This window comes from Bradyrhizobium sp. STM 3843 (genome assembly GCF_000239815.1).
Lineage (GTDB): Bacteria > Pseudomonadota > Alphaproteobacteria > Rhizobiales > Xanthobacteraceae > Bradyrhizobium.
Map to the genome: position 1 here is coordinate 14620 of NZ_CAFK01000190.1, position 18286 is coordinate 32905.

Annotated in this window: 16 protein-coding genes; 7 read left to right on the forward strand and 9 right to left on the reverse strand. The window is 61.9% G+C overall.

The window, feature by feature from the left end; translation table 11 throughout:
- Positions 1-63 precede the first annotated feature (63 nt).
- Positions 64-1347: an ArgE/DapE family deacylase gene (locus tag BRAS3843_RS19805; protein ID WP_008970785.1), complete on the reverse strand. Its 1284-nt coding sequence runs from the start codon at positions 1345-1347 to the stop codon at positions 64-66.
- On the opposite strand from BRAS3843_RS19805, the gene BRAS3843_RS40840 reads away from it, so the two are divergent.
- Positions 1340-1645, forward strand: a complete 306-nt coding sequence (locus tag BRAS3843_RS40840; RefSeq protein WP_139024923.1) for a hypothetical protein — start codon at positions 1340-1342, stop codon at positions 1643-1645. The two genes, BRAS3843_RS19805 and BRAS3843_RS40840, sit on opposite strands and share 8 nt — an antisense overlap.
- Positions 1645-1920: a DUF6719 family protein gene (locus BRAS3843_RS42220; protein WP_008970787.1), complete on the forward strand. Its 276-nt coding sequence runs from the start codon at positions 1645-1647 to the stop codon at positions 1918-1920. The genes BRAS3843_RS40840 and BRAS3843_RS42220 overlap by 1 nt, the downstream gene beginning before the upstream one ends.
- A gap of 27 nt (positions 1921-1947) precedes the next feature.
- Here BRAS3843_RS42220 and BRAS3843_RS19820 read toward each other — a convergent pair whose 3' ends face one another.
- The gene (locus BRAS3843_RS19820) at positions 1948-2310 is read right to left on the reverse strand and encodes a hypothetical protein (protein ID WP_139024925.1); all 363 of its coding nucleotides are present in this window, start codon (positions 2308-2310) and stop codon (positions 1948-1950) included.
- Positions 2311-2779: 469 nt separating this feature from the next.
- Positions 2780-3331, reverse strand: a complete 552-nt coding sequence (locus BRAS3843_RS19825) for a CreA family protein (RefSeq protein WP_008970789.1) — start codon at positions 3329-3331, stop codon at positions 2780-2782.
- A 233-nt stretch (positions 3332-3564) separates the two neighbouring features.
- On the opposite strand from BRAS3843_RS19825, the gene BRAS3843_RS19830 reads away from it, so the two are divergent.
- The 4 genes from BRAS3843_RS19830 to BRAS3843_RS19845 all read left to right on the forward strand — a co-directional run bounded on the left by BRAS3843_RS19830 (position 3565) and on the right by BRAS3843_RS19845 (position 8824).
- Positions 3565-5295: a L,D-transpeptidase gene (locus tag BRAS3843_RS19830; RefSeq protein WP_008970791.1), complete on the forward strand. Its 1731-nt coding sequence runs from the start codon at positions 3565-3567 to the stop codon at positions 5293-5295.
- A gap of 48 nt (positions 5296-5343) precedes the next feature.
- Entirely contained in the window at positions 5344-6984 is a 1641-nt protein-coding gene (locus BRAS3843_RS19835) for a hypothetical protein (protein WP_008970792.1), read from the forward strand.
- A 283-nt stretch (positions 6985-7267) separates the two neighbouring features.
- Positions 7268-8245: a polysaccharide deacetylase family protein gene (locus BRAS3843_RS19840; protein ID WP_008970793.1), complete on the forward strand. Its 978-nt coding sequence runs from the start codon at positions 7268-7270 to the stop codon at positions 8243-8245.
- An 18-nt stretch (positions 8246-8263) separates the two neighbouring features.
- On the forward strand, positions 8264-8824 hold the full coding sequence (locus tag BRAS3843_RS19845; protein WP_008970794.1) for a dihydrofolate reductase: 561 nt from the start codon (positions 8264-8266) through the stop codon (positions 8822-8824).
- Between the two features lie 2 nt (positions 8825-8826).
- Here BRAS3843_RS19845 and BRAS3843_RS19850 read toward each other — a convergent pair whose 3' ends face one another.
- Both BRAS3843_RS19850 and BRAS3843_RS19855 read right to left on the reverse strand, forming a co-directional pair.
- Positions 8827-9282 (reverse strand): DoxX family protein, encoded by a 456-nt coding sequence (locus BRAS3843_RS19850; protein ID WP_008970795.1) that lies wholly within the window; start codon positions 9280-9282, stop codon positions 8827-8829.
- Positions 9283-9415: 133 nt separating this feature from the next.
- Positions 9416-11725, reverse strand: coding sequence for an NADP-dependent malic enzyme (locus tag BRAS3843_RS19855; protein WP_008970796.1), 2310 nt, complete (start codon positions 11723-11725; stop codon positions 9416-9418).
- 241 nt (positions 11726-11966) lie between these two features.
- On the opposite strand from BRAS3843_RS19855, the gene BRAS3843_RS19860 reads away from it, so the two are divergent.
- Positions 11967-13970 carry a hypothetical protein gene (locus BRAS3843_RS19860; protein WP_008970798.1) on the forward strand — a complete coding sequence of 668 codons (2004 nt, stop codon included), beginning with the start codon at positions 11967-11969 and terminating at the stop codon, positions 13968-13970.
- 843 nt (positions 13971-14813) lie between these two features.
- Here BRAS3843_RS19860 and BRAS3843_RS19865 read toward each other — a convergent pair.
- The 4 genes from BRAS3843_RS19865 to BRAS3843_RS19875 all read right to left on the reverse strand — a co-directional run bounded on the left by BRAS3843_RS19865 (position 14814) and on the right by BRAS3843_RS19875 (position 18252).
- Positions 14814-15488 carry a transporter substrate-binding domain-containing protein gene (locus tag BRAS3843_RS19865; protein ID WP_008970799.1) on the reverse strand — a complete coding sequence of 225 codons (675 nt, stop codon included), beginning with the start codon at positions 15486-15488 and terminating at the stop codon, positions 14814-14816.
- Between the two features lie 140 nt (positions 15489-15628).
- Positions 15629-16126 (reverse strand): N-acetyltransferase, encoded by a 498-nt coding sequence (locus tag BRAS3843_RS19870; RefSeq protein WP_008970800.1) that lies wholly within the window; start codon positions 16124-16126, stop codon positions 15629-15631.
- Between the two features lie 152 nt (positions 16127-16278).
- Positions 16279-16614 (reverse strand): hypothetical protein, encoded by a 336-nt coding sequence (locus tag BRAS3843_RS40845; protein WP_139024924.1) that lies wholly within the window; start codon positions 16612-16614, stop codon positions 16279-16281.
- A gap of 252 nt (positions 16615-16866) precedes the next feature.
- Positions 16867-18252: a PDZ domain-containing protein gene (locus tag BRAS3843_RS19875; RefSeq protein WP_008970802.1), complete on the reverse strand. Its 1386-nt coding sequence runs from the start codon at positions 18250-18252 to the stop codon at positions 16867-16869.
- Positions 18253-18286: the final 34 nt, after the last annotated feature.

An 18286-nucleotide genomic window follows, 5' to 3' on the forward strand; every position in this document is an offset into this window, starting at 1 on the left:
TTGGCCCCGCAGCGTCATCGCGACAACGACCTGCGAGGTCATTGCCAGCAATGGTCGACCGTTCTAGGCCGCCGTTTCCACACCGCACCATTCAGCGATAAAGAGCGCGGTCGCCTTTGTCGATTTGCGCAGCGAATCCAGATCGACATATTCGTTGAAGCCGTGCATTGCAGCACCGCTCGCGCCGAAGCAAAGGCTCGGGATGTCGTAGTTCAGTCCATAAAACCGCGTGTCGGTCAGGGCAGTGAAGACGAGATCTTCGACAGCGCCGCCGAAGACGGCATTGTAGGCACGGTCGAAGGCGGCCTCCGGTTCTGCCGCGTTCGTGAGCTCATAGCCTTCGGACAGGAAGCCCGACCATTCCACGATCGGCGGATTGTTCGACAGGAAACGGTGGTGACGGGCAGCCGCCGCGACGCAGGACAGAATCTCCTTCTGGCACTCGGACACCGACCAGCCCGGAAGGATCGCGATGCGACAATCGACATCGCACCAGGCCGGGACACTCGAGGCCCAATCGCCTCCCTTGATGATCCCCGGATTGAAGTTGATCGGGTGCTGGAGCGTCTTGAAGTATCGATCGCTTCGGGCGCGCTCGTTCCATTCAGACTCGAGCTGCTCGAGCGCCTGGATCAGGTGGTAGGCCGCCGTAATCGCGTTGGCGCCGGATCCAGCCTCGAAGACGTGCACCGGGAAGCCGCGGACCTTCAGCCGAAACCAGATCACGCCGACCTGGGATCGCACCATTTTGCAATCGGTCGGCTCAGGGATGAAGCAGGCATCGGCCCGATAGCCACGCTGCAAGGTGGATAGCGCGCCGACGCCCGTGCTTTCCTCCTCGATGACGGACTGGAAATGGATTCGCCCCGTGGGCTTTAGCCCAGCGGCGCTGATCGCATCCAAGGCGTAGAGTGCGCCGATGGTGCCGGACTTCATGTCACAGGCGCCACGCCCGTACATCTTGCCGTCCTTGATCACGGGCGAGAAGGGCGGCGTCTCCCACATATCGAGCGGACCAGCCGGCACCACATCACAATGGCCCTGCAGGATCAGTGACTTGCCCACGCTGCTCGGCGGGCGATAGGTCCCGACCACGGTGCGTCCCTTGGAGACGTCGGTCTCGACCGGACCATAGCCGCGCAAGTCCTTCAGCTCACTGAGGTCGATGTGCCAGTCGTCCACCTCGTAGCCACGCTCGCGCAGAAGATCGCCGATCATGTCCTGGCAAGGACCCTCCGCACCGCGCGTGGAAGGAATTGCGACGAAGTCGCAGGTGGTGGCCAATTGCCGGTCAAACCCATCATCCACCGCGTCGACAATGCGCCGCGCAATATCGTTGGTGATCATTGCATTGAACATTCCTGTGTCCCGACTGACCATGAAATCACAACTTCGCGCCAATGGCACGGTTTTTGGCCCCGGCTTTCAGAATCGCAGAGGTCACCCTACAGTGCCGCATGCTTTTCTCGACCGGGTGGACCATTTGATGCGCAACAATCGCAACGTTCTCAGGCAGGTAGCGAAGGTCAAATCCGCTCCACCAGCATCAGCCATCTGCGTTTCCGACCGGAATCTCTGTGCGGCCGGGCAGCAACCTGAAGGTGTGCTGATCAATATCGGGCGAAAAGGCTTCGAGAGCAAGTGATGGGTGTAGCGTTCTCGTCCACGGCTCGCCTGAGCCGGTCCTTGTCCTGCCTGTGCGTTGGTTTGGCGCTGGTTGGCTTTGTCGTCGCGCCCGCGCAGGCGCAATATACCGGCCGTGAGCAAGACATCGCCGATCTCAGACTGGGCCAGCGGGTCCTGGTCGACGACGGAACTTGCCCGGCGGGTCAAGTCAAGGAGGTCTCCGGCGCCAGGATGACGTCGATGGGCGTCGAACGTGCGCGGAAATGCGTCCCGCGCTTCGGATCCAAGAAATAAAGGTAGGGGTAGATCCGGTCGCGATAGCTATTTCGCGGGATCGAACATGCACTGGAGGGCGGGCTTCGCGATCTTCGTGAAGGTCGGACCGATTTCCGCCTGCTTCCCGGCCGGCACCCAGTCGGTTTCGATGGTCGGTACACCCGTCTCGCTGATTCCGCGCAACAGCGCCTCACGCATGTCCGTGTCCTCAACAACGGCCGCGGCATGATCATGCAGACACGAGCAGACCTCTTCGGGATGGGCCCAGCGGCCGAGCATATGCGGAGCACATTGCCGAACGAAGTCTCCGCGTGGATCCGGAAGTCTGGCGGTCGGGCGGGCCTCGACGGAGACAAGCTGAAGACCAAAGCACAGGGCAAGGGCCGCTAGCCCAAGACGAGACAGCATGACGAGCCGTTGTTCTTCCGGTTCTTTCATGGTCGACACCGCCTTGACCGAGCGGAATTTGAGCTGGCCATTTGCCACATTCTTATTGTCCGCGCTGGTACCGGGCAAGGGTGATAACCATGGCCGGTTTCGGCAATTTTGCGTTGCAAGCAGAAAATGGTTTCATCCAGGGCGGAATTGTTTCGTCAGATCCCGCTCCGCGAAACAATTCCGGGCGCTCGAGCTTCCAAGAGCTGCTGCGCGGTTCTCGAGTTGTAGGTCCAATCTGTTGCCCGCGCGGAGTAATGACAGGCGCGAATTTCGGAAACGAAAGGTCCCTAGCAAGCCATTGTTTCTAGAGCGGCTTTGAATCTGAAATTCAGACGAGACGTGCGTAGACCGACTGACTGGAACTTAAATTCGCCGTTCCAGGGCGGCGACTTAGAACGGCGTTTTAAATCTCTTCTGTGACGAGTCGCTCGACGGCATCTCATTGGATGTAATCGCCACATTTTTGGATCACGCCGTCATCGGCGTTGCCCCACGGCATGATCGGCACCGTCGATGTCGAGTTCTTTGGCGAGCCCTCGATCAGCTTGTCGGAATAAACCATATAGACCAGCGTATTGCGCTTGGCGTCGCAGCCTCGGACGATCTGCATCTTCTTAAAGAACAGCGAGCGCCGCTGCCGGAACATGTCGTCCGCCTGTTCGAGCTTGTGCTTGAACCTGATTGGGCCGATCTGCCGGCAAGCCAATGAAATGTCTGAGACCTGCTCGGACAGGCCGAGCCACCCTGCATATCCGCCCTTTTCCGGAACGGTAAAGTGACAGGCGACGCCCTCCACTTCGGGATCGTCGACTCCATAGGTTGCAAGCTTGTCGTTGGGGCTGAGCAGCTTGAAAACGGTGGAGCGCCGGAAGATGAGATCAGGTTCGTCGGCCGCGGAGGCAGATGAGACGGGTGAGAACAGGCCGGCAAGTAGCAGCAAAGTGAAGCTTTTCAGCCTCAGTTCACGCAAGCCGACAGTTTTAAACGCCATCTCGATCTCCCATTTTTACCACAGCCAAGGCAGCTTCAGGCTTCTGCCCATGTAGGACCACAAACGCCTGCGAGAAAGGCACCCGATGCCCCCCGAGCGCCCGCCGTTTAACGTGATGTGAGGCTTTTTTGCTACGCTGATGGCGAGAATCGCAGAGGGCAGAAGCCCCAAGCTGGTGAACGCAGACCCCGTCTGCGACACTAACACCATCTGGTTGTTGAGGATTTGTCGGAATGCTCTGCGTTCATTCGGCCGTCAGGCGCAGATTTTATTGCGCAGCCATTCTTTCAGGCTCGATTGCGATCGGAGCCGGATCACAGGCCGCGGCGCAGGGCTATTCCTACTGGAATCCGAGTTTCTACCGACCTGAGCGGCAGATCTTTCATCACCAGCGTCCCAAGGCGCGCCACCATCAGACGCAATCCGCTGTCACCCAGAAGGAAGCCGTCAAGCCGCAAGGGCCTCTGATCGTCGCAGTCTCGATCAACAGACAGCAGGTCAAGGTCTACGACAGTAACGGTCTGTTCGCCGAGGCGCCGGTCTCCACCGGCATGAAGGGTCATTCCACGCCGACGGGCGTGTTCAGCGTGATCCAGAAGCAGAAATTTCATCGTTCGAATATCTATAGCGGCGCGCCGATGCCGTTCATGCAGCGCATCACCTGGTCGGGTATCGCGCTTCACGCGGGTGTGCTGCCCGGATATCCGGCCTCTCATGGCTGCATCCGCATGCCGCCAAGCTTCGCGGTGAAGATGTATGGCTGGACTCGAGTCGGGGCCCGCGTGTTCGTCACGCCGGCTGAGGTCGAACCGTCCGACTTTACGCATCCCTTGCTCGCGTCCTTGAAAGCGCCACAGCCGAGCGCGTCGGCTCTGCCGGAAGCGACCACGCCGGCTGCGCCGAAAGCCGACAAAGGGGCCGCCCTGATTCCCGTCACCGTGAACGCGAATCTCGACCTGCGCTCGACGATTGGTCACGATGAATTGAGCGGCTCCGCCGGGCCCGCAGCACCGCTGCGTGGCCAGACCCATACCGCGGACGCCAGTGTTGCCCCCGGCTCGACCACCATCTCCGACGTGCCGCGGGTTCAGGTGACACCGCGCGTTGACGTGTCCGAGAATGTCACACCAGTCAACGCCGGCCAGAGCTCCGCAAGCGGAAGCGACCCCGCGGCGGGGGACATTCCGACCAAGCCAGGTGCCGGCGCGGCTGCCGAGGCCGGGACAAGGCCGGAGAGCAAGCCGGCCGATGGCGAGCCGAGCAAACATGACGATATGCCGACGACAACGACCAAGGGTCCGGAGAAGCCGCAGGACGTGACGGCAGTGCCGGCTTCTGGTGTTCCTGCTTCCAATGTCGACAAATCCGCCGACGTCAACTCTGCGGACAAGCCGGCTGAGCCTGCCAAGGCGAGCGCGGATGGTCCGGCAGCCCCCGCCGACAAGGATCAGACCCGATTATCCGAAAGCGAAAAGGCGCCCCTCGCGAAGCCCGAACTGAAGCGCAACAGTCCGGTTGCCATCTTCATTAGCCGCAAGGATTCCAAGCTCTACGTTCGGCAGAACTTTGCGGCCGTCTTCAAAGTTGCGGTCACGATTGCACCGGCTGATCGGCCACTCGGGACCCATGTGTTCACGGCAACGGCCGATAAAGCCGATTCCAATGTGATGCATTGGTCTGTGGTATCGGTTCCGGTCTCGGCGCGCGCGACCGCGCGAAACGAGGACGGCGAGCGGACCGCCCGGCACAGTCATAAGAAGGGTGGCGACGCGCCGATTGAAGCCAAGGCCGTACCCCTGCCGGACAGCCCGACCGAGGCGCTGGACCGGATCACGATCCCCGCCGACGTTCAGGCATGGCTTGGCGATGCGCTGTCGAGCGGCAGCTCGCTGATCGTGTCCGACCAGGGCATCAACCAGGGCGAGACCGGCGAGGGCACCGAGTTCATCCTTTCGCTGCGCTGACGCCGGTTCTGGCTTCCTGGTGCGAGGCGGTTGGGCTAAGTCCGCCGCATGACCCAGCTTGCTGCCCCTGCCCGCGCTGCTGCGCCGCAATCCCTGAGCCCCCAAACCGCGCTTGACCGTCTGACCATGTTCGGTTGGCGCGGCGGCTTGGCGGCCATCCTGGCCGGGCTGGTGCTTTCGTTCGTCCTGTTTGGATATTGGGTCGTCTATTTCCGCAATGCGGATATGGACTTCATGGTCATCTACAACGCGCTTGTCATGAACGACGGCAAGCCGCAGGCATTTTTCGATCATCCCGCCTATCTCACTATTCTCAGCCTTAAATCCTGGTTTCGCCTGCTGCACACAGCAGGTCTGCTCAAGGCCTGGACGTTATCAGCGATTCCGCCGGCCTCCGATGTCGCCGCCTTCGATGCAGCGATGACAGGCGCGGTGCGCGCCGGCCGCGTGCTCGCACTTCTGATTGCGCTCGCCTGCGTGGCGATCTTCGCGTTCCTGACCCGGCTCATCGTCCGCGATTGGCGGGTTGCCCTGCTCGCCACCCTGGCCTTCGCCTTGTCCGGCGGTGTCGCAGTGCATTCGCGCATCCTGCGCAGCGAGCTGATCGCGGCGATGCCGGTGATCTTTGCGCTGATGATCCTGATCGTGATGAGCCGGCGCGCCAGCGCTCTGCGTCCGTTTGCGCTGGCGCTTGCGGCTGCGTTGTGCGTGATCGGACTTGAAAACAAGGTGCAGGCCATTCTGTTGATCGGCGCCCTGCCCGTTCTGATCCTGCCATTCGGCAGTGAGGCCAGCCGGAGCGTCGCATTCTGGGATCAAGGCTCCGGCTGGGCGGCGGCCTTCGTGGCGATGAGTGCCGCCGCTGCAGCAGTGTGGATGGCGTTCCCGCTCGTCACCGTCGGTTTTGATCGTGCCCTGCTTGACGCAGCGCAACTTCGTCCCATCCTGTTCAACGGCTTTGGTCACTATCAGGCCGCCATTATGCTTCTCATTCTGAGTTGCATGATCACCTACGCCCGGATCTGGCGAATCAGCGCCGCCGAGACTGTCGCCTCGATGGCCGCCGTGATCGCAGGCGCGGCGCTGGCGCTCATGCTGCTCGATGTCGACTACGACAGCAGAAACGTGATCGCCATCTTCAATCCGCTGGAAAAGATGCTGACCTTCGCCGACGCCAGCACATCAGATGCCGCCCATGCAGCGAGCCCGGGCGCGACGCTCTTGATGCTGCTGCAAGGCCTGGGATCGGTGCTGGCGCGTTATACGTTCGTGCTGCGTTCGTCGGCCCGCCCAACCGTATTTCTGACCTGGCTGATCGTTCCGGGTCTGATCGTGGCATGGCGGCGCGGTGAGCGGCTGTTGGTACTGCAGGCGCTTCTGCTGCTGCTCGCTGCGATCGGGATCGACACGCTCGGCGTCCGCCGCGGTTTGAAAACCGAGTACTTCATTTTCACCGACCCCCTGATCATCCTGGCCGGCGCCATCCTGCTCGATCGCATCACCGAGATCGGATCGCATCGCTTTGCGCTGCCGATCGGCTATGCGCTGATCGCGCTCCACATCGCGATCGGACAGGCCGAGCCGGTGAAATATGCGACCAAGCGCACCGGACCGGAGTCGATCTGCGAATGGCATGGCTACTATATGCCGCTGCTGCAGCTGCCCTGGTGTCCGCCATCAAAAACGTGACCGGAACACGAAGGCAGGATGCGCGGACCGCAGCTTCAACACTTTGTTACCTTCTGCCGCTGCTGAAAAAATCGTCGCGGGATTCGGCGCTCGTGCGGGCTTGTGCCGGACCGATAAACCACACTGCGAAACATTGCTGCGGATGACCGCAATTTTGGCGCTGTTTTGCAGATCGTTTCCTTTGCCGCGGGTCGAACGACTGGGCTAATATCCTCAACAGGATAGGCACTGGATGAAGCGCGTCGCGTGCGCCGTGACGGTGCGGACCATTCGAGGGAACAAGATGCGTGTTGCAGCAGGATTGATCGTCGCGGGTTCCGTCGCTGGTTTCTTGGCGATGTCGATGTTCTCCTCTGGAGCCGCGTGGGCCCAGGCACAGAAGACTGCCGCTGCTCCGGCGCCAGCAGCGGCTGCTCCCGCGCCTGCACCCGCAGCGACGCAAGCTGTTGCGCAGCAGCAGCCGCCCCGCGCGCCCTGCATGAACCCGGAGGCGCTCGGCGTCGGCCGCACGGTCGAGATCGACACCACCGGCGGTCCTGGCTTCGGCTTCGAGCATTTCAAGGAGCTGGACTTCCTGCGCGATCATGAAGTCGTGCTGACCTTCGACGATGGCCCCTGGCCGGAGAACACCCCCGCCGTCCTGAAGGCGCTGGCCGATCAGTGCACGACCGGCATCTTCTTCTCGATCGGCAAGCACGCGACCTATTACCCGGAGATCCTCAAGCAAGTGTACAATGCCGGGCACACGGTCGGCACCCACACCTGGTCGCATGCGACGTTGACCAACAAGAAGCTGACGGAGGACCAGCGCAAGGACGAGATCGAGCGCGGCATCAGCGCCGTCAAATGGGCGCTTGGCGGCGTCTCGCCGGCGCCCTTCTTCCGCTTCCCCGCCCTGCAGCATCCGCCGGAGATGGTGACCTATCTCGGCACCCGCAACATCGGCATCTTCTCCTGCGACCTCGATTCCTTCGACTTCAAGGCCCGCAACGCCCAACAGGTCATCGATGTCACCTTCAAGAAGCTCGACAAGCTCGGCAAGGGCATCATCCTGATGCACGACTTCCACAAGCACACCGCCGAGGCGCTCCCGGAGCTTTTGCGTCGGCTCAAAGCAGGCGGCTACAAGGTCGTTGCGATGCGGGCCAAGGCGCCGGTGCAGTCGCTGCCGCAATATGACGAAGACCTCGGCAAGATCGCCAAGCTGCCGACGGTCAGCCAGCGCCCGGTGTCGAGCGTGGTGACCACGGTCGCGGAATAATTTTCGTTCGCGTCGTTCGTGGCTCCGCTCCGCATCGAGGGCTATGTCATCGTCTCGGCTGAGGGCATGCTGGCGGACGCCCGCAACGTCATGCCCAACGCCCTCAAATTCGACGGCGACGCCAAGTTCTTCAGCGCCGCGCTCGACCGTGCCGATCTGATCGTGCATGGCCGCAACTCCTACGAAGACCAGCCGAACTCGCCGAAGCGCAGTCGCATCATCCTGACCCGCGGCGTGAAGGCGCTTGCGCCTGATCCTGACAACCCCAAGGCGACCTTGTGGAACCCTGCCGGCGCACCGTTCGACGCGGCCTCCGAGGCAGCGGGCGTCAAGAGCGGCACGGTCGCGATCATCGGCGGGCCGGTCGTGTTCGGCATGTTCCTGGACCGCTACGACACGTTCTATCTGTCGCAGGCCCCGCACGTGCACCTGCCGGACGGCGAGCCCTGTTTTCCCGGCGTCGCGGCCGCTCGCTCACCGCAGCAGGTGCTCGCCGCTCATGGCCTGCAGCCGACTGAGAGCGAGGTGCTCGAGCCGGCTTTCGACGTGACCGTGACCGCGTGGCGGCGGAACCTGTAGAGCTAGATATCCCCATAGGCCGTTTCGGCCGGCTTCGCCGGTCCGCGGCCGTAGCCGAAGATCATGAACAGCGCGCCGATGATCGAGAGATTTTTCAGCGCATCGATCAGGGTCTTGGCGTTGTCGGGCGACGGCTGGTTCCAGAAATCGTGGAAGTAGTAGATCGTCGCGCCCACGAAGATGATCATCAACAGCGAGAACAACCGCGGCAGGAAATTGATCGCGATCATCAGCCCCGCCACGATCTCGAACGCGCCGACCGCAATGGCCAAGAGCTGCGCGATCGGCATCTTGGTCAGGGTCTCGAGCTGCGCCGTGTAGGGTGCTGCAATCTCCGGGATGGTCACCTTGGTTGCGATGAAATCGGCCGTCGCCTGAATGCCGAACAGCTTGGTCGCGCCCGTGTAGATGAACAGCACGGCGAACAGGACGCGCCCGAACGTAATGAATGCTGGCATGCTTGGCCTCACGATGAGCTAGTTTGGCGGGGAACCGGCGAAAGTATGGAGCTTCTCCTCAAGTCTTTCAAACAATCAAATAGCGGGCGGAATGCGACCGAACTCGGACGAATTCCGCCACACCGTCGTCAAATCACGCAAACAGCGTCGGCTGCTGGCGCCCGGCCCGCTCTTGGGCTTCGACCGCAGCGACCGCCGTCATGTTGAGAATGCCGCGCGCCGTCACCGATGGCGTGAGGATGTGCGCCGGGCGCGCCGGACCGATCAGGATCGGTCCGACCGGCACGGCATCCGCCAGCACCTTGATCATCTGATAAGCCACGTTGGCGGCGTCGAGGTTCGGCATGATCAGGACGTTCGCCTCACCCTCCAGATTGGAATGCGGCAGGATCAGCTTGCGCGCCGTGGCCGACAGCGCAGTGTCGCCCTGCATCTCGCCGTCAGCTTCCAGGTCCGGGCGGTTCTGCTTCAGGATCGCAGTGGCCTGGCGCATCTTGCGCGAGGACTCGGTGTCGTAGCTGCCGAAATCGGAATGTGAGACAAAGGCGATCTTCGGCTTGATGTTGAAGCGCGTCACATGGTTGGCCGCGAGCGAGGCCATTTCCGCCAATTCCTCGGCGGTGGGGTTGGGTCGCACCTGGGTGTCGGCGATGAAATAGGCGCCCTTGCTGGTGATGGTCAAAGCCAGCGCCGCGAAATCGCTCACCCCCGGCATGAAGCCGATGATCTCGCGCACGTGGCGCAGATGGCTCATATAGCGGCCCTCGACGCCGCAGATCATCGCGTCCGCCTCGCCCCGGATCACCGCAAGCGCCGCGATCACGGTGGCGTTGGTGCGCACCACCGTGCGCGCGGCATCCGGCGTCACGCCGCGACGGCCGGCGACGTCGATATAGGTCTGCACATAGGAGCGATAGCGCGGATCATCTTCGGGATTGACGAGATCGAAATCCTTGCCCGCTTTGATCGACAGGCCGAAGCGCTTGATGCGCGCCTCCACCACCGAGGGACGTCCGACCAGGATCGGGCGCGCGAGCTTCTCCTCGAGCACGACCTGGGTTGCCCGCAGCACGCGCTCGTCCTCCCCCTCGGCATAGATCACGCGCACCGGCTGGGTTTTCGCTTTCGCGAACACCGGCTTCATGATCAGGCCGGAGCGGAAGGCGAAGCGCTCGAGCAGTGCGGTATACTCGTCGAAATTCTTGATCGGGCGCGTCGCGACGCCGGAGTCCATCGCCGCCTTGGCCACCGCCGGCGCGATGCGCAGGATCAACCGCGGATCGAACGGCGACGGGATCAGCGAGCCCGGCCCGAAGCCTTGCGTCTCGCCGGTGTCGAAGCCGCGCGAGACCGCATCCGACGGCGGATCCTGCGCGAGTTGCGCGATGGCATCGACCGCGGCCTGCTTCATCGCTTCATTGATCGCGGTGGCGCCGACATCGAGCGCGCCGCGGAAGATGAAGGGGAAGCAGAGAACGTTGTTGACCTGGTTCGGGAAGTCCGAACGCCCGGTGCAGATCATCGCGTCGGGCCGCGCGGCGCGCGCCTCTTCCGGCATGATCTCGGGGTTCGGATTGGCCAGCGCCATCACCAACGGCTTGTCGGCCATCTGCTTGACCATGTCCTGCTTCAGGACGCCGCCGGCCGAGAGGCCCAAGAAGATGTCGGCGCCGCCGATCACGTCGGCGAGCGTGCGCTTGTCGGTCTTCTGGGCATAGACCGCCTTCCAAGGGTCCATCAGCGTGTTGCGGCCCTCGTGGACCACGCCATCGATGTCGCAGACCCAGATATTCTTGCGCTGCGCCCCCATCGAGACCAGGAGGTTGAGGCAGGCGATCGCGGCAGCCCCCGCCCCCGAGGTCACGATCTTGACCTCCGAGAGCTTCTTGCCGGCGAGCGAGAGCGCGTTCTTGATCGCGGCGCCGACGATGATGGCAGTGCCATGCTGGTCGTCATGAAAGACCGGGATCTTCATCCGCTCCTTCAGGCGCGCCTCGATCTCGAAACATTCGGGACCGCGAATGTCCTCCAGGTTGATGCCGCCGAACGTCGGCTCCAGTGCCGCCACCGTCTCCACCACCCGGTCGATGGTGTCGGCATTGATTTCGATGTCGAAGACGTCGATGCCGGCAAATTTCTTGAACAGGACCGCCTTGCCTTCCATGACCGGCTTCGAGGCGAGCGGACCGATATTGCCTAAGCCCAGCACGGCCGTGCCGTTCGAGACCACCGCGACCAGATTGGCGCGTGCGGTCAGCGAGGCCGCTTCCGCCGGATTGTTGGCGATCTCGGTGCAGGCGGCGGCAACGCCCGGCGAATAGGCCAGCGCCAGGTCGCGCTGGTTCGCGAGCGGCTTGGTGGCCTGGATCTCCAGCTTGCCCGGGCGAGGCAGCCGATGGTACGCCAGTGCTGCGGAATGGAGATCTTCAGAATAGGACGACATAACGGCTCCAGCGTTTCCGGCCCCGGACTATTGCTGTCATGAACTTGGTTCAGGAGGGCGTTTTCCGGCAAATGGAAACGCATGTGAAGCACGCGAAACAGCGTTCGTGCAACATCCGAAACCATGCCGATCGACAGGCGGGGACGGCAATTTCTCAAGGCTACAGAGACACATCCCTACCCGATCCATTCCGCCAAGACTATGACCATTGCTTTTGCCTAGACCGTAAGCGGGGCATCGAATGAAACGGATTTTGGCTGGACTTCTCGCCGTGGTTGCAGTTGCAATCGCAGGCTTTTTCGGTTTCGGCTGGTACGTCCAGCACCGCGCGACGGCCGAGGTTGACGCCGTGTTCGACCAGATTCGCGCGAGCGGCGGGAGGGCCACGCACGGCAAGGTCGCCTTCGACATCTGGAGCCGGACACTGACGGTTGCCGATGTCGCCACCGAATCGGCCTCGCCATCGCCTGCCAACCTCAGGATCGGAAATCTGACGGCGACCAATGTCAGCCAGAGTGATCCGGCGCACTTTTCGGCGGCGACCATCGACGTGAGGGACATCACGGTCGAGGCACAACTGCCGGCTCCGTCGAGCGCGCATCTGACCTACAAGGCACCCCAGCTGGTGGTGAAAGACTATTCCGGTCCGACGCGGCTGCAGCGGCCGCCATCGACGGCATCGCTGGTCGAGGTCTCCCGCGCGCTGGTCGAGCAGTTCATGACCGTGAGCGCCGCCTCGATCGCCGTGCCGCAGGTCACCGGCACCATGGCGCCGAACCCGGCCGCACCGGGCGGCGGCGAATTCACTTATTCGGGCTTTATGGTCGACGACATCAAGGCCGGCAAGATCGCGCGCTACAAGCTCGACGAAGTGGCGTTCACGATGGACCTGCCGCCCACGGCAGCGGCGCCAGGCAAGGCTGACAGCAAGGCGGGCAAGATGCACGGCCGCGTCGTCGACATCGTCCACAGCGACATCGATACGAGCGCATTGGCGGCGATCCTCGATCCGGACAAAGCCAAGGACGACCATATTTATCGTCTGTATCGGCAGGCAACGGCTGGCGCCTACGAGATCACCTCCGACCTCGGCGTCCGCATGCGGATGGACGGGATCAGCATGGACGATGTCGGCGTGCGGCCCTCGAAGCTGCAATTGCCGGCGCTTCTGGCCGCGATCCCCCAGCCCGGGATGCAGCCGACGCCGGCGCAGTCGCGCGAGCTGCTCGACAAGGTCGCCTCGCTCTACGAGGGCCTTCAATTCGGCAATCTCGAGCTGCGCGGGCTCGCGCTCGAGACCCCGGAGGGGCCGTTCAAGCTCGCCGCCCTGCGCGTCAGCCTCGCCGACGGCAAGGGCGACCTCGCACTGGAAGGCTTCGACGGGCGCTCTCCGCAAGGACCGATCAAGCTCGGCCGCTTTGCGCTCAAGGCGTTCGATATCGCCGGCCTGATGCGGCTCAGCGCGCAATTTGCCGACAAGCCGGGGCAGCCGCAGCCCGGCGCGGCTTTGGCCGCACTGAAGCTCATCCAAGGCGTCGAGCTTAAGGCGCTCGAAGCCCCGTTCAAGACCACGAACAAGCCGGTCAAGATCGACAACGTCGCGCTGAACTGGGGCCAGTTCGTCGGACCGATCCCGACCCAGGCGCACCTCACGACCAAGATGGCCGGCCCCGTCGATCCGTCCAATGCGGCCATGCTGCCGCTGCTCGCGGCCGGCATCGACACGCTGGCACTGGATGCCGATCTCGGCGTCGGCTGGACCGAGGCCTCCAGCAGCGTGGCCCTCTCGCCCGTCAAGATCGAGCTTGCCAACCTGCTCGGCGCCTCCGCGAGCCTCTCGCTCGCGCATGTTCCCCGCGCGCTCTTCACGCCCGACCCCCAAGCGGCGACTGCAGTGGCCACGCAGATCGAGGCCGGCGGCCTGGAGCTTTCCTTGCGCGACCTCGGCGCGATCGACCTCCTGGTGGCGCAATATGCGCGCACGCACACGATGACGCGCGAAGATGCGAAGAAGGCGCTGGTCGACAGCTTCAGGGATAGCGGGCAGCAATTTGCCGCCAGCAATCCTGATGCAGCGGCTGCGATCGAGGCGATCAGCCGCTTCATCGAAACGCCGCGGCAGACGCTGACACTCAAGCTAACACCGCGCGCCAAGGTGCCGGCGCTGCAGCTGGTGCAGCTCCTGAAGATCGATCCATCGATGGCGCTGGCGCAGTTCAAGATCGAGGCCACGACAGGGCTGTGAGAGCGCGGAGGCGAGCTTGCGGCAAGGCCCCACAACAGACTGCGGGCATGACAACCGGACACCCGAGATGACAGCGGACATCGTAGCCGCTGTCTCCATACGTCATTGCGCGCAGGTGGCGTTCTTCCATTGTACGTCTCAAACAGCAGCTATGAGTTCGCGATCCCGCGGCGTGATCACGCCCGAGTCTTGCCGATCTCACACCCTCTAATACGAAGAGGGCGCAGGGAATGCCGGGTGAAGGCCTCACCCGCGGCCCGCCTGCAGAAGAAAAGCAGGCGGCAGTCACCACAGGTGCAGCCGAACATCCGGCATTCCCTGCGCGATGGGCTTACGGCTTACTCCGCGCTCTCCCCGGGGATCGGCTGTCTTGCCCCCGTCATCCGCGCGATGCCCTCGCACCGCAAAGCGATGTCGAGTTGCATCGTCGCGAACTTAGCGCCAGCACCGAGGCGCCAGGACCACGCGGCTTCACCGTCCGCAACCACCGTCCGTCCGCGCCCAGCGAGCGCTCCCGATGTTTCGCGGCCACCGCCTCCCCGCCTCGCGTGTCGTGACGATCGCGCGCAACGCCCCTCCGTGATGAGGCGGGATGTCGTCAGACAACCACAATTTCTGGAAAAACGAAACAAGGAAATTTTTCGCGACAGGACTGGACACGCCGAGTCGCATTGAATTCGCAAGTGAACTTCGTGTTTTGGCGCACGCGATCTGGATGAATTTTGTCGCGGGCGCGCTCTCGAACCGCCACTGGACCGGCGTCCGCCTGCTCCTGAAGAACGGAAGCCGGCGTCTTCGATTGTTTGATCGCCTTGGGGCCAGGAGCCGACATTCACGTAGAGGCTATTTCGTTCGCCAGTCCTCATTGATCTTCTGCCAAGTACCGTCTCCGCGTATCGAAGCAATTCCAGCGTTCAAACGCGTGAGCAGTTCGGTTTGCTTGCCTTTTGGCACGGCAACTGCGAGCGGCAGCTCTAGAAACATGTCAGGCGACCTGAGAACTTGGCCCGGAAAAATCCGATCAGCAATGCGCGAGCCCACGTGATAGCTCGGCGGCGCAGCAACAGCCTCACCACGAACGAGACGGCCTAGGCTGTCTTCGTAGTCTGTGGTGACCACCAACTTTATTGTTGGCGCTGTCTTCTGAATGAAGGGCGCGATCGGGCCGGTTCGCGGCGTTACCACTATCTTCTCAGCCAGCTCGGCAAGGCTCTCAGGAAGGACATCGGAGGCGCGCACAAACAGAGAGCCGCCCGTGACGATCAACACGTCGCTGAAATCGAATGATTGCAGACGTTCCGGCGTGATGGAGAGAGGCAAGTATGCATCAGCGCGTCCATCAGCCAAGGTGAGCTGTCTCTGCTCGAACGATACGGGCACGAATTCCACATCGATGCCCACCCGCGCGGCGGCCGCGCGAAAGATATCCACGGCCAGTCCTTCCGATTTGCCGTCTTTGACCTCGGCAAAGGGCGGAAAGCCACTATCGTGAGCAACTCGGAGAGGTGGGACGATCATCTTGCCATTGTAACACGATCAATGTCGGAAATGGGTCACAAGCGGCCTAGCGGTTTGCGGATTGCAGACTTCTGGTCATGCTCCGAGAGCGGACATCCTCAGCGCCGTCCGGAAAGGTCGGAATGGGCCAGAAGCTGCTATCAGCTCGCGGAGAATGCCGGGTGATAGTCCACCACGCCCCGGAGCGGGGCACCCCGGATGATTAGCCGTTGGAAATGCTCTGAAGACATGGTGCCGAAGCGAAGCCCAGGATCGCTTTGAAATCCAAACCGGCGGTAATAGGCAGGATCACCGAGGACGACACATCCTCGCGCTTTACGTTGCTCTAAGCGATCCAGTCCGGCCTTGATAAGAGCCGCTCCGATCCCGCGGCGACGCTTTCCTGCGAGTACGGCAACAGGCCCAAGGCCAAACCATCCGACGTCTTGTGAGTTCACGGTAACCGGCGAGAATGCCACATGGCCAACAATCCTCCCCTCGTCCTCCGCGACCAGGGAAACCGTCAAATCACCATCTGCCCGAAGCGCATCCACGATATCCGCCTCATTGCCATCGCTGCGCGCTGCATCGCTAAACGCTGCTGTCACGACTGATGCAATTGCCGATGTGTCTGCTGGGTTTTCCGAGCGGATGATCATGCCAAACCTATATAGCTCGAGCCGATGTCGGACAATGGCAGGTGTGGGTCACAAGCGACTAATGGGTCCCGGATTGCAGACTTCCGGTCATGCTCCGAGAGCGGACATCCTGAGCGCTATCCGGGAGGGCCGGAATGGGCCAACACCAGAAATCATTCCGGACGATGTTTTCTGATCCAATCCGGGTTACCGCGCGGAGGTGTTTGGGAGCGAATTGGCGGATCGGCGTGATCGGACGAGATTAGACGTACCCGCAGTTCATCGCCGATCTTGAACTGATCCGTGTCACACCAGTCGATCAAGGTGACGCCTTCGATGCCGCCCACGGCACAACTAATCCCTGGTATGGCTCCCGCTGACGAAGCTGCGACTGATGAAGCATCTGGCTCTTTGCCAGCCCAGCTCAAAATGACGGACAGAACGCCTGTTTCACGGACGCCAGCCGTCGTCAGTTTCTCACCATTTCTCCAAACCTCGAAGCAGAGCATTCGCCTCTCCATTCGCCGTGCGGTCACCGTCGCACGCCCACACTTTATAGATGGTTGTGAATGCCAAACTTTTCAGAGCAAAGGCCGGCTTCGGGTCAGAATGTGAAACACTCGGCCCGAGCAATTCCGGTCCGCTGACCACCTCAGAGCGGACCTCAAAGCGGCGGCGCGCCACTTCGCTAATGGGCCATTTCCGGACGTGGCAGTGAACCAGGTAAGAAGCATTGGGGGGCAAAACGCCCGGAATTTCGACTACTGGTCAACTGCGGAAGAGGGTAGAGCCTTTTTCGCGGCGCTCTGAGCTTCCATCCACGTCACGGTCCGCTCAACAACCTGCTCGCCGAATGGACCGACGAACTCGTTCGCGACGCCATCATCGAGCGATTGATGCGCAACAAATCCGTGGTCGAGTTTTGGAACCACCTGCCAACTTGCCCTGCCCGGATGCTGCGCGTTGACGATCGCCGCGAGATATTCGTGGTCGAATTGAGTTGTTCGGATATCGAATTCTCCAATCATCGCCAACACCGGAAGGTTTAGAGAGGCCCAGCTCCGCGCGACATTCTCGTCGTTCAGCTCCCGATAATATTGCAATGACCGCTCATCGAAGAGGTGATCAAAGTCCTGGAGAAAGACCTTCTTTGTCACTGGCGTGAGTTCGGGATGTTTGGCGATAGCCTCCGCAGCCGAGAGTCTCTCGATCAATACGTAGTGGAGAAGGCTGGCGTATTGACGTTGCTCGTCTTCGAGCTCCGCAAGGTCGGGATGGGTCCTGAGCCACACGTTTCGTCGCCTATTCTCGATCAGATATTCCATGAACGGTCGTACAACCGTGCCATACACCGCAATGCCTTTGACCGGCTCTTGCATCGCGACCAGCGGGCCGATCCAACCGCCTGCGCTATGGCCGAAGATGAACACATTGTCCTTGTCGACGTAATCGTAAGACTTGAGCTTTCGCAAGGCGCTCGTGAACATAGCGACCTCTTCGTGAAAGCCAACGTCGCGGCACGGCCTCCCGAGACTATCCCCAACGCCGCTCTTTTCGGTGCGCATGACGACAAACCCTGAACGGGTCAGCCGGTAAGCGAAGTCCCGGGTAAGATTCGGCGTTGCCAGTGGCGCCTCGATCGAGAGGCAGCCAATTCCTTGCACGAAAAGAACTGCAGGCCGCTTGCTCCTGCCATCCGTCGGCATTGTGATCAGGCTTCGCAAAGTCGCTTCGCCCGCCCGCACCGTGTCATATGTGACCTGAATGTCGTTAGGCTGCTCCCGAGGGGCCTCGCCCAGAGTGATCTCGATATCCATCTCGTTTATGCCGCGCTGGACGTGGCAGATAACGCGGTCCCCCAGCTTGAAGGATCGGACCCTGGCGACGAATGTGCTGACGGAGTCGATAGCTGCGCCGTTGACTGAGACCAGAATATCGCCCGGCTTCAATTCTGAGCGTGCCGCGCTGCTGTCGGGATACAGGCCTGCAACCCGGACGTGATGGCCGGGCGCAGGCTCGGCTGTGACACCCAGAAACGGATGCCGAGGCAACGTGTCCGAAGATAGCGGTACGTCGACGGCCGCTCGAACGGGGAACGAAAGGGATAGGCAGACCAGCGCAGACATCAAATAGGAAAGTGACTTCATCATTTCCCCGCCCGGATATCGTCAAAGCAAGAAA